The organism is Kitasatospora sp. NPDC051164, assembly GCF_044455625.1.
Taxonomy (GTDB): domain Bacteria; phylum Actinomycetota; class Actinomycetes; order Streptomycetales; family Streptomycetaceae; genus Kitasatospora.
Genome location: NZ_JBITFB010000001.1, coordinates 308,817 through 323,458, shown reverse-complemented (window position 1 = coordinate 323,458; position 14,642 = coordinate 308,817). Strand labels below are relative to the sequence as shown.

Sequence of the window (14,642 nt, the reverse complement as noted above, 5' to 3'; positions counted from 1 at the left end):
TCGGGGGCCCGGCGACTGTTCCCGCCGTTCGTGCTTCTTCCCGCTGCTCCCGTCGGCGGGGCGGGACCGGGTTTCAGCCGATCGGGGAGATCACCGCGGCGGTGCCGTAGGCGCAGACCTCGGTGCCGACGTCCGCCGCCTCCGTCACGTCGAAGCGCATCATCAGGACGGCGTTGCCGCCGCGCGCCCTGGTCTGCTCCACCAGCCGCTGCATCGCCTCGTTGCGGCTCTCGACCAGGGTCTTCGTCAGACCGCGCAGCTCGCCGCCGATCAGCGACTTCAGACCGGCACCGATCTGGCTGCCGACGTGGCGGCTGCGGACGGTCAGCCCGAAGACCTCGCCGATCACGTGATCGACCCGGAAGCCGGGGATGTCATTGGTGGTCACGACCAGGACATCGGCGTTCGGGCCCTGCCCGCCGCCGTACTCATTGATGTCAGCCATGGGACGCATCCTGCCAATGTCATGCGTCCGAGTGACCGAGGCTGGGCCGGGCGGTGGCCGAGAAGGCTGCCGGAAGCTGGGCCGGACCGGTGATCGGGCGGCCGAAAAGCCGTACCGTAGCCCCATGGGCGAGCGAAGCGATCATCCACAGGGGCCGGGCGCGGCGGAGGACTCCGGTGCGCAGGAGATCGAGGCGACGGTGGTGCTGGGCCTGCGGATCACCGACTGGCCGGCCCTGCGCGCGGCCGCGATCAGGGTCGTCGAGGAGCTGGACTTCGGGGGCATCGACCCGGCCGGCCAGCGCCGTGAACTGCTGCGCGAGGTCGCCGAGGACGCCAACGCGGCGCTCGGCGCGCTGCTGCACCCGGACCGGTTGGTGGCCGCCATCCCCGGGGTCGAGGCGATCGGCGGCACGCTGGAGATCAGCGTGACCGAGGACTTCACGCCGGACTTCGCCGAACTCTTCCCGCTGGAGAGCGACGACGAGGACGGCGGCGCGGGCGCGGACTGGACGCTCACCCCGCGCACCGCCTGCCTGCTCCACGCCCAGCTGCTCGGCCTGGCCGACGCCGCCTACGACGACCTCGACGAGCACGGGGACGAGGCGGTCGCTGACGGCGAGGACATCGACTGGACGGTCTTCGCCCGCCTGCCCCAGCGCACCTGGCGGATGCACGTGGCCTGGCGCCGGGCGATCGCCCGGGCCTTCGACGACCTGGCCGACGACCTCGCGCTCGGCGAATGGCCGCTGCCGCGCTGCCTGGCGGAGGAGATCGGGCTGCGGATGGCGCTGGTGGACGCCCGGGCACTGCTCGGTGCGCAGCCCGAGTCGGTGGCCGACATGATGGGTGACCTCCCGGCCGATCTCTACGACTACGACTGGGACGGCTGCAACGACGAGCTGTTCGGCGTCTACGGGCCCGACGACGGTGACCCCGAGCTCGGTGCGGAACAGCGGACGGAGGCGCTGCTGGCGGCCACGCACCCGGAGGGCTGGTTCCTGATGTACGAGGACGCGGAGGAGCGAGACCCGCAGCGCGGCTACCGGCGCTGACCGGAGCGGATGGGACGGCCGGGGCTGGGCGCCGGACGGGTGGGGCGGGTCTGTGGTCGGGTGGGGCGGGTCGCCGGACGGGCGGCTAGGCTGCGGGCATGTCCGATGTGCCTGATATGCGTGAGGTGTCCTCGACTGGTTCCGGCCGGGCCGGCGACCCCCTGGCCGGTGGCGACGATCGGGCACTGGACCGGATCGCGCTCGGGCTGGACGGCGTACGGGCGGCCCAGCGCGGGCAGACGGCCGAGGCGCGGGCCGGCTTCGAGGCGCTCTGGGAGGAGCTCGGGGACCAGGACGTCTTCCACCGCTGCGTGCTGGCGCACTATCTGGCCGATCTTCAGGACGACCCGCGGGCCGAGCTGGAATGGGACCGGCGGGCGCTGGCCGCCGCCGACTCACTGACCGCCGAGCGCGCCCGGACCTACGAACCGGCCCTCCAAGTACGCGCCTTCTACCCCTCGCTGCACCTCAACCTGGCCTCCGACCACCTCAAGCTCGGCGAGCCAGACCTCGCGCGCGAACAGTTGGATCAGGCCGTGCGCAGCCTGGACGCGCTGCCCGAGGACGCCTACAGCGCGGGCATCCGGGCGGCCGTGGACGAGCTGCGGCAGCGGCTGCGCTGAACGGGGGCTGAACCGGGGCCGAGAGGGGGCCGAAAGCGGGCCGGACGGGGTGGGCCGAGCCGGGCCGGGTGGGGCTGGCATGCTGGACGGGTGACTTCTCCGTTCGATGCCCCGGCTTCCGTTCCCCCGGTTTCCTCGCCTGCCTCACCTGCCTCACCTGCCTCGCCTTCCGCAACTGACGCGGGCTCCGGCGAATCCCCGGCCCCCGAGGGTCGTGACGCGCGGCCGCAGTACGTGCTGCCGCTGCTCGTCCGGCTGGAGCGGGCCACCCCGCCGGGGCGGACGGACGCGCTGGAGACCTCGGCCCGGGCGGTGCTCACCCTGCTGGCCGACCCGCGGGTGACCGAGGCGGACGGCGAGTGGGCCGAGCGGGTCGCGGCCTGGGAGGACGCCCGGATCCGCAAGGTGGTCCGGCGGGCCCGTGGCGGGGAGTGGCGCCGGGCCGGGGAACTGCCGGGCATCACGGTGCGGGGGCGGGAGGCGGAGGTGCGGGTGTTCCCGCCGATCCCGCTGGACGGCTGGCCGAAGGAACTCGCCAAGTTGCAGGTCTCCGGGACGGACCTGGAGGAGACCACCGAGGTCGGCGCGCCCGAGCCGGGGCTGCCGGTGCTGTGGCTCAACCCGGAGCTGGAGATGAGCGCGGGCAAGACCATGGCCCAGACCGGACACGCCGCCCAGCTCGCGTGGTGGGAGCTGGACGAGACGCAGCGCAAGGAGTGGGCGGAGTCCGGCTTCGCGCTGGCGGTGCGGACGGCCGAGCCCGAGGCGTGGGAGGAACTCCTCCGCAGCGGGCTGCCGGTGGTCCGGGACGCGGGCTTCACCGAGATCGCCCCCGGGCCGACTGTTGCAGTCGAAGGAGGCGAGCGCTACTGCCCCACCCCGCGCCTTCGGCGTTCGTGAACGCGTCGTCACCCGGAAAACCGGTACCGGGGATCAGGCCGCGACGAGTTCCTGCTCCCGGTCCGGCGTCGTGACCTTGGGCTTCTTGTTCGGCAGAGAGAGCCGGAAGACCTTGCGCCACGCCGAGAACACCTGCTTCGGCAACGGTCCGGTGACGTACTCCAGCTCGTACTTCTCGAACAGCGCGCGCACCTTCACCGCGACCTCGGCGTACCGGTTGCTCGGCAGGTCCGGGAACAGGTGGTGCTCGATCTGGTGCGACAGGTTGCCGGTCATGAAGTGCATGGCCCTGCTGCCGCTGATGTTCGCCGAGCCCATCATCTGGCGCAGGTACCACTGGCCGCGCGTCTCGCCCGTGATCGACCGGCGCTCGAAGACCTGGACACCCTCGGGGAAGTGCCCGCACATGATCACCGAGTGGGTCCAGATGTTGCGGACCAGGTTCGCGGTGAACGTGGCGGCCAGCGTGGTGAGGAACGACGGGCCCGACAGCAGCGGGTGGATCACGTAGTCCTTGAGCACCTGCTTGCGGATCTTGCGGCCCACGGCCTTGGCCCGCGCGCGGAACTCCGGGTTCCTGCGGCGGCGCTTGTGCAGGTTCTTGCCGAGCTCCAGGTCGTACGCCGCAATGCCGTACTCGAAGAAGCAGGCGTTGACGAGGTTCCACAGCGGCTGGCCGAGGTGGAACGGGTGCCACCTCTGGTCCTCGTCGACGCGCATGATGCCGTAGCCGAGGTCGTTGTCCTTGCCGATCACGTTGGTGTACGTGTGGTGCAGCTCGTTGTGCGAGTGCTTCCACTGCTCGGACGGCGAGACGTGATCCCACTCCCAGGTGGTGGAGTGGATCTTCGGGTCCCGCATCCAGTCCCACTGGCCGTGCAGGATGTTGTGGCCGATCTCCATGTTGTCCATGATCTTCGCCACGGACAGACCGGCGGTGCCGAGCAGCCACGCGGGCGGGAAGATCGAGAACAGCAGCACGCCCCTGCTGGCCAGCTCGAGCTTGCGCTGCGCCGAGATGACCTTGCGGATGTAGGCGGCGTCCTTCTCGCCGCGATCGGCGAGCACCTCGTCGCGGATCGCGTCCAGCTCGCGGCCGAGCTCCTCGATCTGCTCCGCGGTCAGGTGGGCGGTGGGGTCGATGGCGGTCAAGGTGCCTCTACCGTTCGATGTCGCAGGGGCCCGCCGCGGCGGACACGCAGGTCTGGATGAGGACGCCCGGCTCGGCCTCGGTGATCTCGCCGGTGCGCAGGTCGCGGACGGCGCCCGCCTTGAGCGGCGTGACGCAGCCGAAGCAGATGCCCATGCGGCACCCGGATGGCATCAGCACGCCGGCTTCCTCGCCGATGTCCAGCAACGGCGTGGCGCCGTCCGCGTCGACGGTCTTGCCGGTGGCGCTGAACGTGACCTCGCCGCCGTCGCCGGTGACGACGATGCGGGGGCGGAACCGTTCGGTGTGCAGACGCTCTCGGACGCCGTGCTCGGTCCAGTGCTCCTCTGCGGTGTCGAGCAGGCCCGCGGGCCCGCAGGCCCAGGTCTCGCGCTCGGCCCAGTCGGGCACGAGTTCGCCGAGACGGGCGATGTCGAGCCTGCCGTCTTGGTTGGTGTGCACCTCGGTGAGGCGCAGCTTCTTGTCCGCGACCAGGCTGTGCAGTTCGCCGCGGAAGATCATGTCTTGCGGCTGCGGCGCGCAGTGGACCATGACGACGTCGTCCAACTCGATGTCGCGCAGCATGCCCATCACGGGCGTGATGCCGCTGCCGGCCGTCAGGTAGAGCACCTTGGCGGGCGTGGCCTGCGGCAGCACGAAGTCACCGGTCGGCTGGTCGAGCTGGATCAGCGTGCCCGGTGTCGCCCTGCGGACCAGGTGGTTGCTGACCTTGCCGTCCGGGATCGCCTTCACGGTGATCGTGATGCGGCCGTCCTGGCGGTTTGTCGGCGAGGTGATGGAGTAGGCACGCCACAGGCGCCTCCCGTCGACGTCGACCCCGATCCGCACGTACTGACCGGCCGTGTGGCCGCGCCAGCCCCGTCCCGGCCTGATCACGATGGTCGCGGCGTCACCCGTCTCGGGGTGCACGGCCTCGATGCGCCCACGCAGGTCCGCGCCCGCACGCAGCGGGCTGACCAGGTCGAGGTAGTCCGACGGCAGCAGCGGCGTCGTGACCATCTCCAGCAGTTTCCACGCCCTGCTGCGGAGGGCTGCACTCGTCATGACTCCAGCTTGCTGCGCCTCAGGGCGTAAAGTCCTGACCATAGGACGTAAATCTGGTCAGCTGAATTGTTCGCAGGGAACAAAAACGTGAGCCATGCAATCCTGAGGGCCAGCGAGCTGGTCCTGGATGAGACGACGGTCACCGCGCTTCGGGCTGTGCTGACGGCCACCGCCGACGAGGTCGTCGAGGCGATCATCGACGAGGTCCCTCCCTATGCCAACGCCCTTTCGGGCCGCATGGGCGGCACCATCCGCCGAGCCGTCCGCACCGCCCTGGGGCACTACCTGGACCTCGCGAGCGGGAACGCCACGGGTGGCGACGCCGGTGACGCAGCCTACGAGCTGGGCCGCGGCGAGGTGCGCGACGGCCGTTCGATGGACGCCCTGCTCAGTGCCTACCGCGTCGGCGCCCGCGTGGCCTGGCGATGCCTGGCAGCGGGTGCCGTACCCGCAGGTCTGCCCGCCGCCGAGGTCGCCAAGTTCGCCGAGCTGACCTTCGCCTACATCGACGAGCTCTCCGCCGCGAGCGCCGCGGGCCATGCCGACGAACTGGCCGCCCGGGGCAGGGCCCACGAGCGCCACCTGGAACACCTGGCCCGCGACCTCCTCGCCGGCGCGAGCCCGGACGTGTTGCTGGCCTCTGCTCAACGGGCCGGGTGGCAGCCCCCGGTTTCGCTGACCGCCGTCCTGCTGCCCGCCGCCCAGGCCCGGCCCGCCTACCGCGCGCTCGACCCGAGCACTCTCGTCCTCGACGATCTGCCGGACGCCACCGGTGTGCTGCTCGTCCCCGATGCCGACCGATCACACCTCTTGCGGCAGCTGACCGACCGCACCGCCGTGGTCGGTCCGGCACGGCCATGGACTCGTGCGTCCGCCTCGTACGCACGAGCCGCACGCGCGCGCTCCCTCTCCTCTGATATTCGCGACACCGAGGACCACCTTCCCGAGCTGGTGCTGAGCGCCGACGTGGACGCGTTCGCAGACCTGCGTGCCCGAGCCCTCGCACCGTTGCGGACCTTGCCTGCCGCGACCGCACGGCGGCTGGAGGAGACGTTGCGGGCGTGGCTGCTGCACCAGGGCAGGCGGGACGAGGTGGCGGCGGCGTTGTTCGTCCATCCCCAGACAGTCCGGTACCGGATGTCGCAGCTGCGGGAGCTGTTTCCGGATCTCGCATCGCCGCACCGGGTCCTTGAACTGACCCTGGCGGTGGGCCTTCGGGTCAGTTAGGCCCTTGATCTCTTGTGCGACCAGCAAGGACCCCCGTACAGGGAGATCGCCCCGGGCGGCTGCACGGTGATCGCGGCACCCGGCGCTGCGGCGGCTGGCAGATGGCAGCGAACAGCAGACAGCAGACAGATGACAGATTTCGAAATCTGAAAGCTGAACCCTGTCATCTGTTCGCTGCCTGCCGTTACCCGCCCGACGCCTCGTACCGGCGCATCGCCCGCAGGCCGCCGAGGACCGCCAGCGCCGTCCAGAGCGCCATGATCAGCAACCCGGTCCAGTGCCCGTAGTGGACGCCCGGCTCCGGCTGGGTGCGCATTGCGTACAGGCCGGCCCGGTCGGGCAGGAACTGGCCGACCTCGCGGACGCCGGGGATGGCGGCCAGCCAGGTGGTGCCGAGGAAGACCATCGGGGTGAGCAGGCCGAGTGCGGCGCTGAAGTTGCCCAGCATGGTGGTCAGCCCGAGGCAGATCAACACCATCATCGGGTGGTACAGGACACCGGCGAGGAAGCTTCGGGTCAGGCCCGGGGTGGAGAAGTCCAGGCCGGCGGTGGCGTCGACGGCCAGGAACGATCCCGCCGTGGAGACCAACCCGAGCAGCAGGCCCAGCCCGGCGCCGAGCGCGAGCTTGGCGCCGTAGAGCCGACCGCGTCGCGGGACGGCGGTGAGCGCGCTGCCGATCATGCGGGTGTTGAACTCCGGCCCGATCAGCAGGATTCCGAAGCAGGCCACGGCGACGTGGCCGAACAGCAGCCCGTAGAAGATCCCGCCGGCGGGGTCTTCTCCGGGGGTGTGGTCCTTCGCCCCGTAGGCGGCGTTGACCGCCGCCGTGATGCCGACGGTCAGCGCCAGTGCGACCAGCGGGGCCGCCCACTGCGAGGGCAGGGTGGTGAACTTGATCCGTTCGGCGCGCAGGGCGCCGGAAAGCGTGCTCACGGTCTCTCCCATCTCCCGTTCATCCGGGGTTACTTGGTGGGGCTACGGCGCATCGCCCGCAGGCCGCCGTACGCCGCCAGGGCCGTCCAGAGCGCCATGATCAGCAGTCCGGTCCAGTGGCCGTACCCGACCTGCGGGTCGTCGACGTACCGCAGCGCGTACTGGCCGGCCCGGTCGGGCAGGAACCGGACCACCCGGCGGATCCCGGGCACGCCGCTGAGCAGCGGCGAGAGCAGGAAGACGGTCGGGACCAGCAGCCCCATGGCGGCGGTGAGGTTGCCGAGCGCGGTGGTCACTCCGAGGCAGAACACCACCAGTAGCGCCTGGTAGAGCACGCCGGCGACGGCGCTGCGGACGAGGGGCGGGCCGTCCCAGGCGCCGGGGACGATGGCCGCGTACCCCGCGAACGCGCCCGCCGTCCCGGCGGCGCCGACGACCAGGCCGACCAGCCCGCCCAGCGCCAGCTTGGCGCCGTACAGTCGGCCGCGTCGGGGCACGGCGGTGAGCGAAACGTCGATCATCCGGGTGTTGAACTCCTGGCCGATCAGCAGGATGCCGAAGCAAGCCAGCGCCGCCTGACCGAAGTTGAGCCCGTAGAAGACGCCGATGCTCGGGTCGTCGGTGATGTTGCGGTCCCTGCCGCCGAGGGCCGCGCCGACGGCAGTGGTGACCCCGGCGGTGAGCATGAGGGCGAGCAGCGGGGTGACCCAGAGTGAGCGGAGGGTGGAGAGCTTGACCCGTTCGGCGCGGAAGGCGCCGAAGGCGGCCGACCTCATAGGGCGGCCTCCGCCCGGTACTCGACGCTGTCCGCGGTCATCCGCATGAACGCCTCCTCCAGTGAGTCCTGTTGGACGGCGATCTCGTACAGCACCACGCCGTCGGCCGCGGCGAGCGCGGCGATCCGCTCGGGCTCGGCGCCGCTCACCTCCCAGGCGCCGCCGTCGACTTCGGTGGCGTCGAGGTCATGGCCGGTGCCGCCGAGCAGGGCGGCCAGCTTGGTCGGGTCGACGGCCCGCACCCGGATCCGGGTGCGTCCGTGGCGGTCGATGAAGTCGGAGGTCGCGGCGTCGGCGAGCAGCCGGCCGCGGCCGATCACCACCAAGTGGTCGGCGGTGAGGGCCATTTCGGTCATCAGGTGGGAGGAGACCAGTACCGCCCGGCCCTCGGCGGCCAGGTCGCGCAGCAGGGTGCGGATCCAGCGGATGCCTTCGGGGTCGAGGCCGTTGACCGGCTCGTCCAGCATCAGGACCGGCGGGTCGCCGAGCAGTGCGGCGGCCACGCCGAGGCGCTGGCGCATGCCGAGCGAGAAGCTCCGGATCCGGCGCCCGGCCGCGTCCGCCAGGCCGACCTGGGCGAGCACCTCGCCGACCCGGCGCTCCGGCAGCCCGTTGCTCGCGGCGAGCCAGCGCAGGTGGCCCCGGGCGGTCCGCCCGCCGTGCAGGGCCTGGGCGTCCAGCAGCGCGCCCACCCGGCGCAGCGGGTCGGCGAGTTCGGTGTACGGGCGGCCGTCGATCAGGGCGCGGCCGGCGGTGGGGCGGTCGAGGCCGAGGACCAGGCGCATGGTGGTGCTCTTGCCGGCGCCGTTCGGGCCGAGGAAGCCGGTCACCACGCCGGGTCGGACCTCGAAGGTCAGCTCGTCGACGACGCGTCGGCCGTCGTACTCCTTGGTCAGGCCCTGGACCTCGATCACGGTCGCCTTCCCCTCCTCGGGCTGCGGTCTGCGCCGGTCGTGTCCGGCGGTGGTGTCCGTCGGCGATCCCCGGCGGTGGTTCCATTCGACCGGAGGGGGCGGGTGCGGCGGATCCCGCCGGGGCGGGGATCCGCCTCCCTCCTCGGAGGGAGATCACGGGCGACCGGTGCGGGAGCCCGGCGGCATGGTTGACCTGACAGGATGGCCGGATGCCCAAGATCGCAGCGCTCAAGGCCCGCGCGCCCGGGAACGGTGTGTCCATGACGGCCGTACCCAGGTTTCTCGCGCCGCTGCTGGCCGGCGCCACGTACGCGCGGCTGGTGCACCTGCTGGTCGGGTGGATCTTCGCGGGCGTCGTGCTGATGATCTATCCGGGGACGTACCACAAGGGCCTCGGCGAGATCCTGATGGCGAGTGTCACGTCGGACACCGTGCTGCTGGTGGTGGTCGCCCTCGTGCCGGCGGCGCGGCGCGCCGAGGGGGTGCAGGCCCGGCTGCTGCTGGTGCCCGACCGCGAGGAGGACATCGCCATCGACCCCTCCCGCAGCTGGGCCGACCGGCGGCGGACGGCCGGCTGGCTGGTCGGGCGGGTCGCGCTCGGTTCGGTGGTCGGGTTCGCGATGGCCCTCGGCCTGGCCGCGGCCTACGGTCGGCTGACCGGCCCGGACGCGCTCCGGTACCTCCCGCTCCTCCCGCTGCTGGTGCTCGGCTTCGGCTGGTTCCTGGTGTACGCAGGCCGACTCCAACTCGCCCTGGCGGTAAGACTGCTGGGCCCGTCCCCGGCGGAGCGGCTGGCGGAGGCGGAGCTGCGGGCCGAACGACTGCTGGAACGCAACCGGTTGGCGCGCGAACTGCACGATTCGATCGGCCACGCACTGACGGTGACGGTCCTTCAGGCCGGCGCGGCGCGCGAGGTCGGGGACCCGGCCTTCGTCGCCAGGGCGCTCGAAGTCATCGAGGAGACCGGGCGCCAGGCCATGGAGGACCTCGAACGCACCCTCGTCCTGCTGCGCGAAACCCCGGCCGGGGCGAACGGCGTGGCCACCGAACAGCCCGGCATCGACCAGCTGCCCGCACTCTTCGACACCGCCCGCGCGGCCGGCAGCCCGGTCGAGGCGCGGATCGACGTGCCAGTGGGCGCGCTGCCCGGGGTGCTCTCCCGCGAGTCGTACCGGATCGTCCAGGAAGGGGTCACCAATGCGCTCAAGTACGCGCCCGGCGAACCGGTCGACGTCCGGATCGCCGTACGGGCCGGGCAGTTGGAGCTGCGCTGCGCCAGCCGGCTGCCCGGCGGCGGGGCGAGGCCCTCGGTGGGCGGGGTGCGGACGGCGGCAGGCGGGGCGCGCAAGGGCGGCAAGGGCCTGCGCGGCATCCGCGAGCGCGCCACGCTGCTCGGCGGGGAGTCGACGGCTGGGGCGGCGGAGGACGGGAGCGGGGAGTGGGTGCTGACCGTCCGGCTGCCCCTACGCTTGGGCTCGTGACGAACGATCTTGTGGCGGACAGCCCGAGCGGGGGTGCGCGGGGATGGCCGGAGATGTGCGCGGGATGACCGGGGGTGCGCGGGGGATGGCCGGGGGCGCTACGGGGACGACGGACATCCTGCTCGCCGACGACGAGGAGCTGGTCCGGGCCGGCATGCGGGCCGTCCTGGAGGCGCAGGGCGACCTGCGGGTCGTCGGTGAGGCGGCCGACGGCGCGGAGGCGGTCGCCCTGGCGCGTGAACTGCGCCCGCACGTCGTGCTGATGGATGTCCGGATGCCCGTGATGGACGGACTGGCGGCCACCCGTGAGCTGCTGCGCCCCGTCGCCCCGGGGGAGCGGCCGCCGCGGATTCTGGTCGTGACCACCTTCGAGAACGACGACTACGTCTACCAGGCGCTGCGTGCGGGCGCCGACGGCTTCCTCCTCAAGCGCTCCCGCGCGGCCGAGATCGCCCACGCGGTGCGGCTGGCGGCGGCGGGTGAGTCGCTGCTGTTCCCGGCCGCGATCCGCCGCCTGGCCGCCGGGCACGGCAACCCGACCGCCCGCGCCGCCATGGAGCGGGCAGCGCTGACCGAGCGGGAGGCGGAGGTGCTGCGGCTGGTCGCCCGGGGCCTCAGCAACGGGGAGATCGCCGAGCAGCTGTTCCTCGGTGTGCAGACGGTGAAGACGCACGTCAGCAGCGTGCTGGCGAAGCTGGGTGCGCGCGACCGCACCCAGGCGGTGATCGCCGCGTACGAGTCGGGGTTCGTCGAGCCGTCGGAGTAGTCCCCGTAGCCCCCGTAGCACCCGTAGCCCCCATGGTCTTCGGGGCCCCGTGGCCTCCGTAGGCCCCGGCAGGGGGTGGCGGGCGGCGGGTGGTGGCTCAGGCCGGGTAGGCGTGGGTCTGGGTGGCCTTGACCGAGGCCCAGACCGTGACCCCCGGCGCCAGGTCCAGCTCCGCGACGGCAGCCGGGGTGAGGTCGGCGGCCATCGGCAGGTCGCCGGCCAGGTCCGCGCGGACCCGGTCGCCGTGCAGGTCCAGGCCGGTGACCTCGACCTGCCACAGGTTGCGCGCGCTGGACCGCGGCCGCTCCCGGTAGAGGGTCACCGCGGACGGCGGGAAGGCGACGAACGCCGGGCCGTCCAGTTCCTCGGCGGTGGCCAGGACGGTGCCGTCCGGGAGCGTGACATGCGTCCCCTCGGCCCGGCCCTGGTACAGGTTCAGCCCGACCAGGCGGGCGATGTAGTCGGTGCGCGGCCGCCGGGCCACCTCGGCCGGGCTGCCGGACTGCACCTCGTGCCCGTGCTCGATCACCACCAGCCGGTCGGCCAGCACCATCGCGTCCAGCGGGTCGTGTGTCACCAGCACCGCCACCGCGTCGAACTCGGCCAGGTGGCGCCGAAGTTGAGACCGTACGTCGAGGCGGGTGCGGGCGTCCAGGGCGGCCAGCGGCTCGTCCAGCAGGAGCAGTCGGGGGCGGACGGCGAGCGCCCGGGCCAGCGCCACCCGCTGCGCCTGACCGCCGGAGAGCCGGCCGGGGCGGACCGAGGCGTGGTCGGCCAGGCCCATCCGCTCCAGCCAGGCAGCGGCCTCGGCCCGGGCGGCCCGCTTGGGGCGGCCCTGGCAGCGCGGGCCGAACGCGATGTTGTCGAGCGCGCTGAGGTGCGGGAAGAGCAGGTAGTCCTGGAACACCACGCCGACCGGCCGCTCCTCGGCGGGGGTGTGCACGCGCCCGGCCGGGTCCTCCAGGGTGTCGCCGTCCAGGCGCAGGTGGCCACCGGAGAGCGGGAGCAGGCCGGCGAGGGCGCGCAGCGCGGTGGACTTGCCGGCGCCGTTCGGGCCGAGCAGCGCGATCACCTCGCCGGGGGCGGCGGTGAGGGCGAGGTCGAGGGTGAACGCGGCGCGGTCGACCCGCAGCCGGGCGTCGAGGGCGGCGCTCGGGAGGCGTTCGGTGTGTGCGGGGTTCGAGGTGCTCATCGGGTCGGCGTCCAGGCGTCTCGGGCGTTTCGGGCGTCTCGGGTGTCTCGGGTCGGTGTCCGGGCGTTCACGGGGGCGTCCGAGGAGGCGCGGGCGGGTGCGGGCGGTGTCACGGGGTCGACAGCCAGCGGTCACGCAGGCCGACCAGGACGGCGACGGAGACCACCAGCAGTACCAATGACAACGCGATCGCGGCCTGTGGGTCGGACTCCATGGCCAGGTAGACGGCCAGCGGCATGGTCTGGGTGCGTCCCGGGAAGTTGCCCGCGAAGGTGATCGTCGCGCCGAACTCGCCGAGCGCCCGGGCCCAGGCCAGCACGGCCCCGGCGGCGATCCCCGGTGCGATCATCGGCAGGGTGACCCGCCGGAACGCGGTCAGCCGGGAGGCGCCCAGGGTCGCGGCGGCCTCCTCGTAACGGGGGTCGGCGGCCCGCAGTGCGCCCTCGACGCTGATCACCAGGAACGGCATCGCCACGAACGCCTCGGCGATCACGACCCCGGTGGTGGTGAACGGCAGCGTGACACCGAAGGCCGAGTCCAGCCAGGAGCCGACGATGCCGCGCCGCCCGAGCACCAGCAGCAGCGCCACACCGCCGACCACCGGAGGCAGTACCAGCGGCAGGGTGACCAGCGCCCGGATCACCCGTCGGCCCGGCAGCTTGGTGCGGGCGAGCAGCCAGGCCAGCGGGACCCCGAGGACCAGCGACACGGCGGTCGCCGCCGTCGCGCTGATCAGCGACAGGCGCAGCGCGTCCCAGACGGCGGGGCTGGTGAGCTGCTCGGACAGGGCGCTCCACGGCGCCCGGACCAGCAGGCCGACCAGCGGGAGGATCAGGAACGCCAGCCCGAGCAGCGCCGGGAGCAGCAGGGTGACCGGGACGCGGTGCGTGCGCGACCGGCGCCGGCGGCGCGGCAGGACCTGCGCGGGTCCTGCCGCGTCGCCGGCGGTCCGGTCCCGGCGGTCCTGGGGGTCGCGGCTCGCGCGCTGCTTCCCGGGGCCGGTGGTGCGGTCGCTCACGGCGCCTGGAAGCCCGCCGCGGTCAGCACCTGCTTGGCCTCGGGCGACTGGATGTACGCGACGAAGGCGGCGGCGCCGTCCTTGTTCGGCGCCTTGGCGAGCGTGGCGATCGGGTAGTCGTTCACGGCCTTGTCGGCCTCGGGGAAGTCCACACCGTCGATCTTCGCAGCATCGGCCTGCACATCGGTCTTGTACACCAGCGAGGCGTCGACCTCGCCCAGTTCGACCTTGGTGAGCGCGCCCTTGACGTCCTGCTCCAGGGTGACCGGGGTGAGGTCGACGCCGGCGGCCTTGAGCGCGGTCTGCGCGGCGGCGCCGCAGGGCACCTCCTTTGCGCACAGCGCGACCTTCACACCGGAGCCGGTGAGGTTCTTGAGGCCCGCGATGTGCTTGGGGTTGCCCTTGGGGACGGCGATGGTGAGCGTGTTCTTGACGAAGGTCGCCGGCTGGCCGCTCGCGCCGCCCGCGTCGGTCACGGTCTTCATGGTGGCCGGGCTGGCGGCGGCGAACACGTCCGCCGGGGCACCGGAGTTGATGCTGGTCGCGAGGCTGGAGCTGCCGCCGAAGTTGAAGGTGACCTTGCTGCCGGGGTTGGCTGCCTCGAACTTCTTGCCCAGCTCGGTGAAGCTCTCCTTGAGCGAGGCGGCGGCGAAGACGGTGATGGCGCCGCCGGCCTTCGGCACACCGCCACCCGCGGCGGCGGAGGACCCGGAGGAGGAGGCGGTCGACGCCGCGGAGCCGGAGGACTTGCCGCCGTCGCTGCCGCAGGCGGTGACCCCGAGGCTGAGGGCGAGGGCCGCTGCGGCGGCGACGGCGAGTCTGCGGGTGGTGCCGGTCGTACGGGTGCTCATCGGTGATTCCCCTCCGGGGTGCGCGCCGGAAGGGGGCGCGAGGGACTGGCCGCAGCTGCGGCCATTACAGCGATCATAGTGCCGCAAATGCGAGCGATAAATCCTCTGTTGCTTCGCACAGGCGGGGACGGGTGGGGGGCGCGGGCCTGCTGTGGGATGGCTCAAACGGGCGCGGTGGGGGGTGGCAGACGGGGTGGTCCACAGGGTGGTTGGCGGTGGTCGACAGGGTGGTTGGCGGGATGGCGC

15 protein-coding genes are annotated in these 14,642 nt (G+C 72.6%); 6 read left to right on the top strand and 9 right to left on the bottom strand.

The annotated features are described in order from the left end of the window. Nucleotides 1-73: 73 nt before the first annotated feature. Nucleotides 74-445 (bottom strand): YbjQ family protein, encoded by a 372-nt coding sequence (locus tag ACIBEC_RS01385; protein ID WP_360490190.1) that lies wholly within the window; start codon nt 443-445, stop codon nt 74-76. A 124-nt stretch (nt 446-569) separates the two neighbouring features. Between ACIBEC_RS01385 and ACIBEC_RS01380 the strand changes: the two genes are divergently transcribed. The 3 genes from ACIBEC_RS01380 (at nt 570) to ACIBEC_RS01370 (ending at nt 3,022) form a co-directional block, all read left to right on the top strand. After that, the gene (locus ACIBEC_RS01380; protein ID WP_360490188.1) at nt 570-1,499 is read left to right on the top strand and encodes a hypothetical protein; all 930 of its coding nucleotides are present in this window, start codon (nt 570-572) and stop codon (nt 1,497-1,499) included. Nucleotides 1,500-1,597: 98 nt separating this feature from the next. After that, a complete protein-coding gene (locus ACIBEC_RS01375; protein ID WP_360490185.1) occupies nt 1,598-2,122 on the top strand; it encodes a hypothetical protein in 525 nt (174 codons plus the stop codon). Between the two features lie 90 nt (nt 2,123-2,212). Beyond that, a complete protein-coding gene (locus tag ACIBEC_RS01370; RefSeq protein WP_360490183.1) occupies nt 2,213-3,022 on the top strand; it encodes an aminoacyl-tRNA hydrolase in 810 nt (269 codons plus the stop codon). 33 nt (nt 3,023-3,055) lie between these two features. Here ACIBEC_RS01370 and ACIBEC_RS01365 read toward each other — a convergent pair whose 3' ends face one another. Together ACIBEC_RS01365 and ACIBEC_RS01360 are read right to left on the bottom strand one after the other, a co-directional pair. Beyond that, complete coding sequence (locus ACIBEC_RS01365) at nt 3,056-4,174, bottom strand: acyl-CoA desaturase (RefSeq protein ID WP_360490181.1); 1,119 nt, start codon at nt 4,172-4,174, stop codon at nt 3,056-3,058. Between the two features lie 7 nt (nt 4,175-4,181). After that, complete coding sequence (locus ACIBEC_RS01360; RefSeq protein ID WP_360490179.1) at nt 4,182-5,237, bottom strand: ferredoxin reductase; 1,056 nt, start codon at nt 5,235-5,237, stop codon at nt 4,182-4,184. Nucleotides 5,238-5,324: 87 nt separating this feature from the next. Between ACIBEC_RS01360 and ACIBEC_RS01355 the strand changes: the two genes are divergently transcribed. Continuing rightward, on the top strand, nt 5,325-6,464 hold the full coding sequence (locus ACIBEC_RS01355; protein WP_360490177.1) for a helix-turn-helix domain-containing protein: 1,140 nt from the start codon (nt 5,325-5,327) through the stop codon (nt 6,462-6,464). A gap of 184 nt (nt 6,465-6,648) precedes the next feature. Here the strand turns inward: ACIBEC_RS01355 and ACIBEC_RS01350 are convergent, their stop codons facing one another. From ACIBEC_RS01350 to ACIBEC_RS01340, 3 genes are read right to left on the bottom strand one after another with little or no spacing between them, the layout of a single operon-like run. Continuing rightward, the gene (locus ACIBEC_RS01350; RefSeq protein ID WP_360490175.1) at nt 6,649-7,398 is read right to left on the bottom strand and encodes a hypothetical protein; all 750 of its coding nucleotides are present in this window, start codon (nt 7,396-7,398) and stop codon (nt 6,649-6,651) included. Nucleotides 7,399-7,427: 29 nt separating this feature from the next. Then, the gene (locus ACIBEC_RS01345; RefSeq protein ID WP_360490173.1) at nt 7,428-8,174 is read right to left on the bottom strand and encodes a hypothetical protein; all 747 of its coding nucleotides are present in this window, start codon (nt 8,172-8,174) and stop codon (nt 7,428-7,430) included. Next, a complete protein-coding gene (locus ACIBEC_RS01340; RefSeq protein ID WP_360490171.1) occupies nt 8,171-9,088 on the bottom strand; it encodes an ABC transporter ATP-binding protein in 918 nt (305 codons plus the stop codon). Before ACIBEC_RS01340 ends, ACIBEC_RS01345 begins: the two co-directional genes overlap by 4 nt. 209 nt (nt 9,089-9,297) lie before the next feature. On the opposite strand from ACIBEC_RS01340, the gene ACIBEC_RS01335 reads away from it, so the two are divergent. Continuing rightward, the gene (locus ACIBEC_RS01335) at nt 9,298-10,569 is read left to right on the top strand and encodes a histidine kinase (protein ID WP_360490169.1); all 1,272 of its coding nucleotides are present in this window, start codon (nt 9,298-9,300) and stop codon (nt 10,567-10,569) included. Between the two features lie 85 nt (nt 10,570-10,654). Beyond that, a complete protein-coding gene (locus tag ACIBEC_RS01330; RefSeq protein WP_360490167.1) occupies nt 10,655-11,335 on the top strand; it encodes a response regulator transcription factor in 681 nt (226 codons plus the stop codon). Between the two features lie 97 nt (nt 11,336-11,432). Here ACIBEC_RS01330 and ACIBEC_RS01325 read toward each other — a convergent pair whose 3' ends face one another. The 3 genes from ACIBEC_RS01325 to modA form a co-directional block, all read right to left on the bottom strand. Continuing rightward, nucleotides 11,433-12,527, bottom strand: a complete 1,095-nt coding sequence (locus ACIBEC_RS01325; RefSeq protein WP_360490165.1) for an ABC transporter ATP-binding protein — start codon at nt 12,525-12,527, stop codon at nt 11,433-11,435. Nucleotides 12,528-12,636: 109 nt separating this feature from the next. Further along, a complete protein-coding gene (locus tag ACIBEC_RS01320; RefSeq protein ID WP_360490717.1) occupies nt 12,637-13,443 on the bottom strand; it encodes an ABC transporter permease in 807 nt (268 codons plus the stop codon). Nucleotides 13,444-13,541: 98 nt separating this feature from the next. Then, nucleotides 13,542-14,396 carry a molybdate ABC transporter substrate-binding protein gene (modA, locus tag ACIBEC_RS01315; protein ID WP_360490163.1) on the bottom strand — a complete coding sequence of 285 codons (855 nt, stop codon included), beginning with the start codon at nt 14,394-14,396 and terminating at the stop codon, nt 13,542-13,544. Nucleotides 14,397-14,642: the final 246 nt, after the last annotated feature.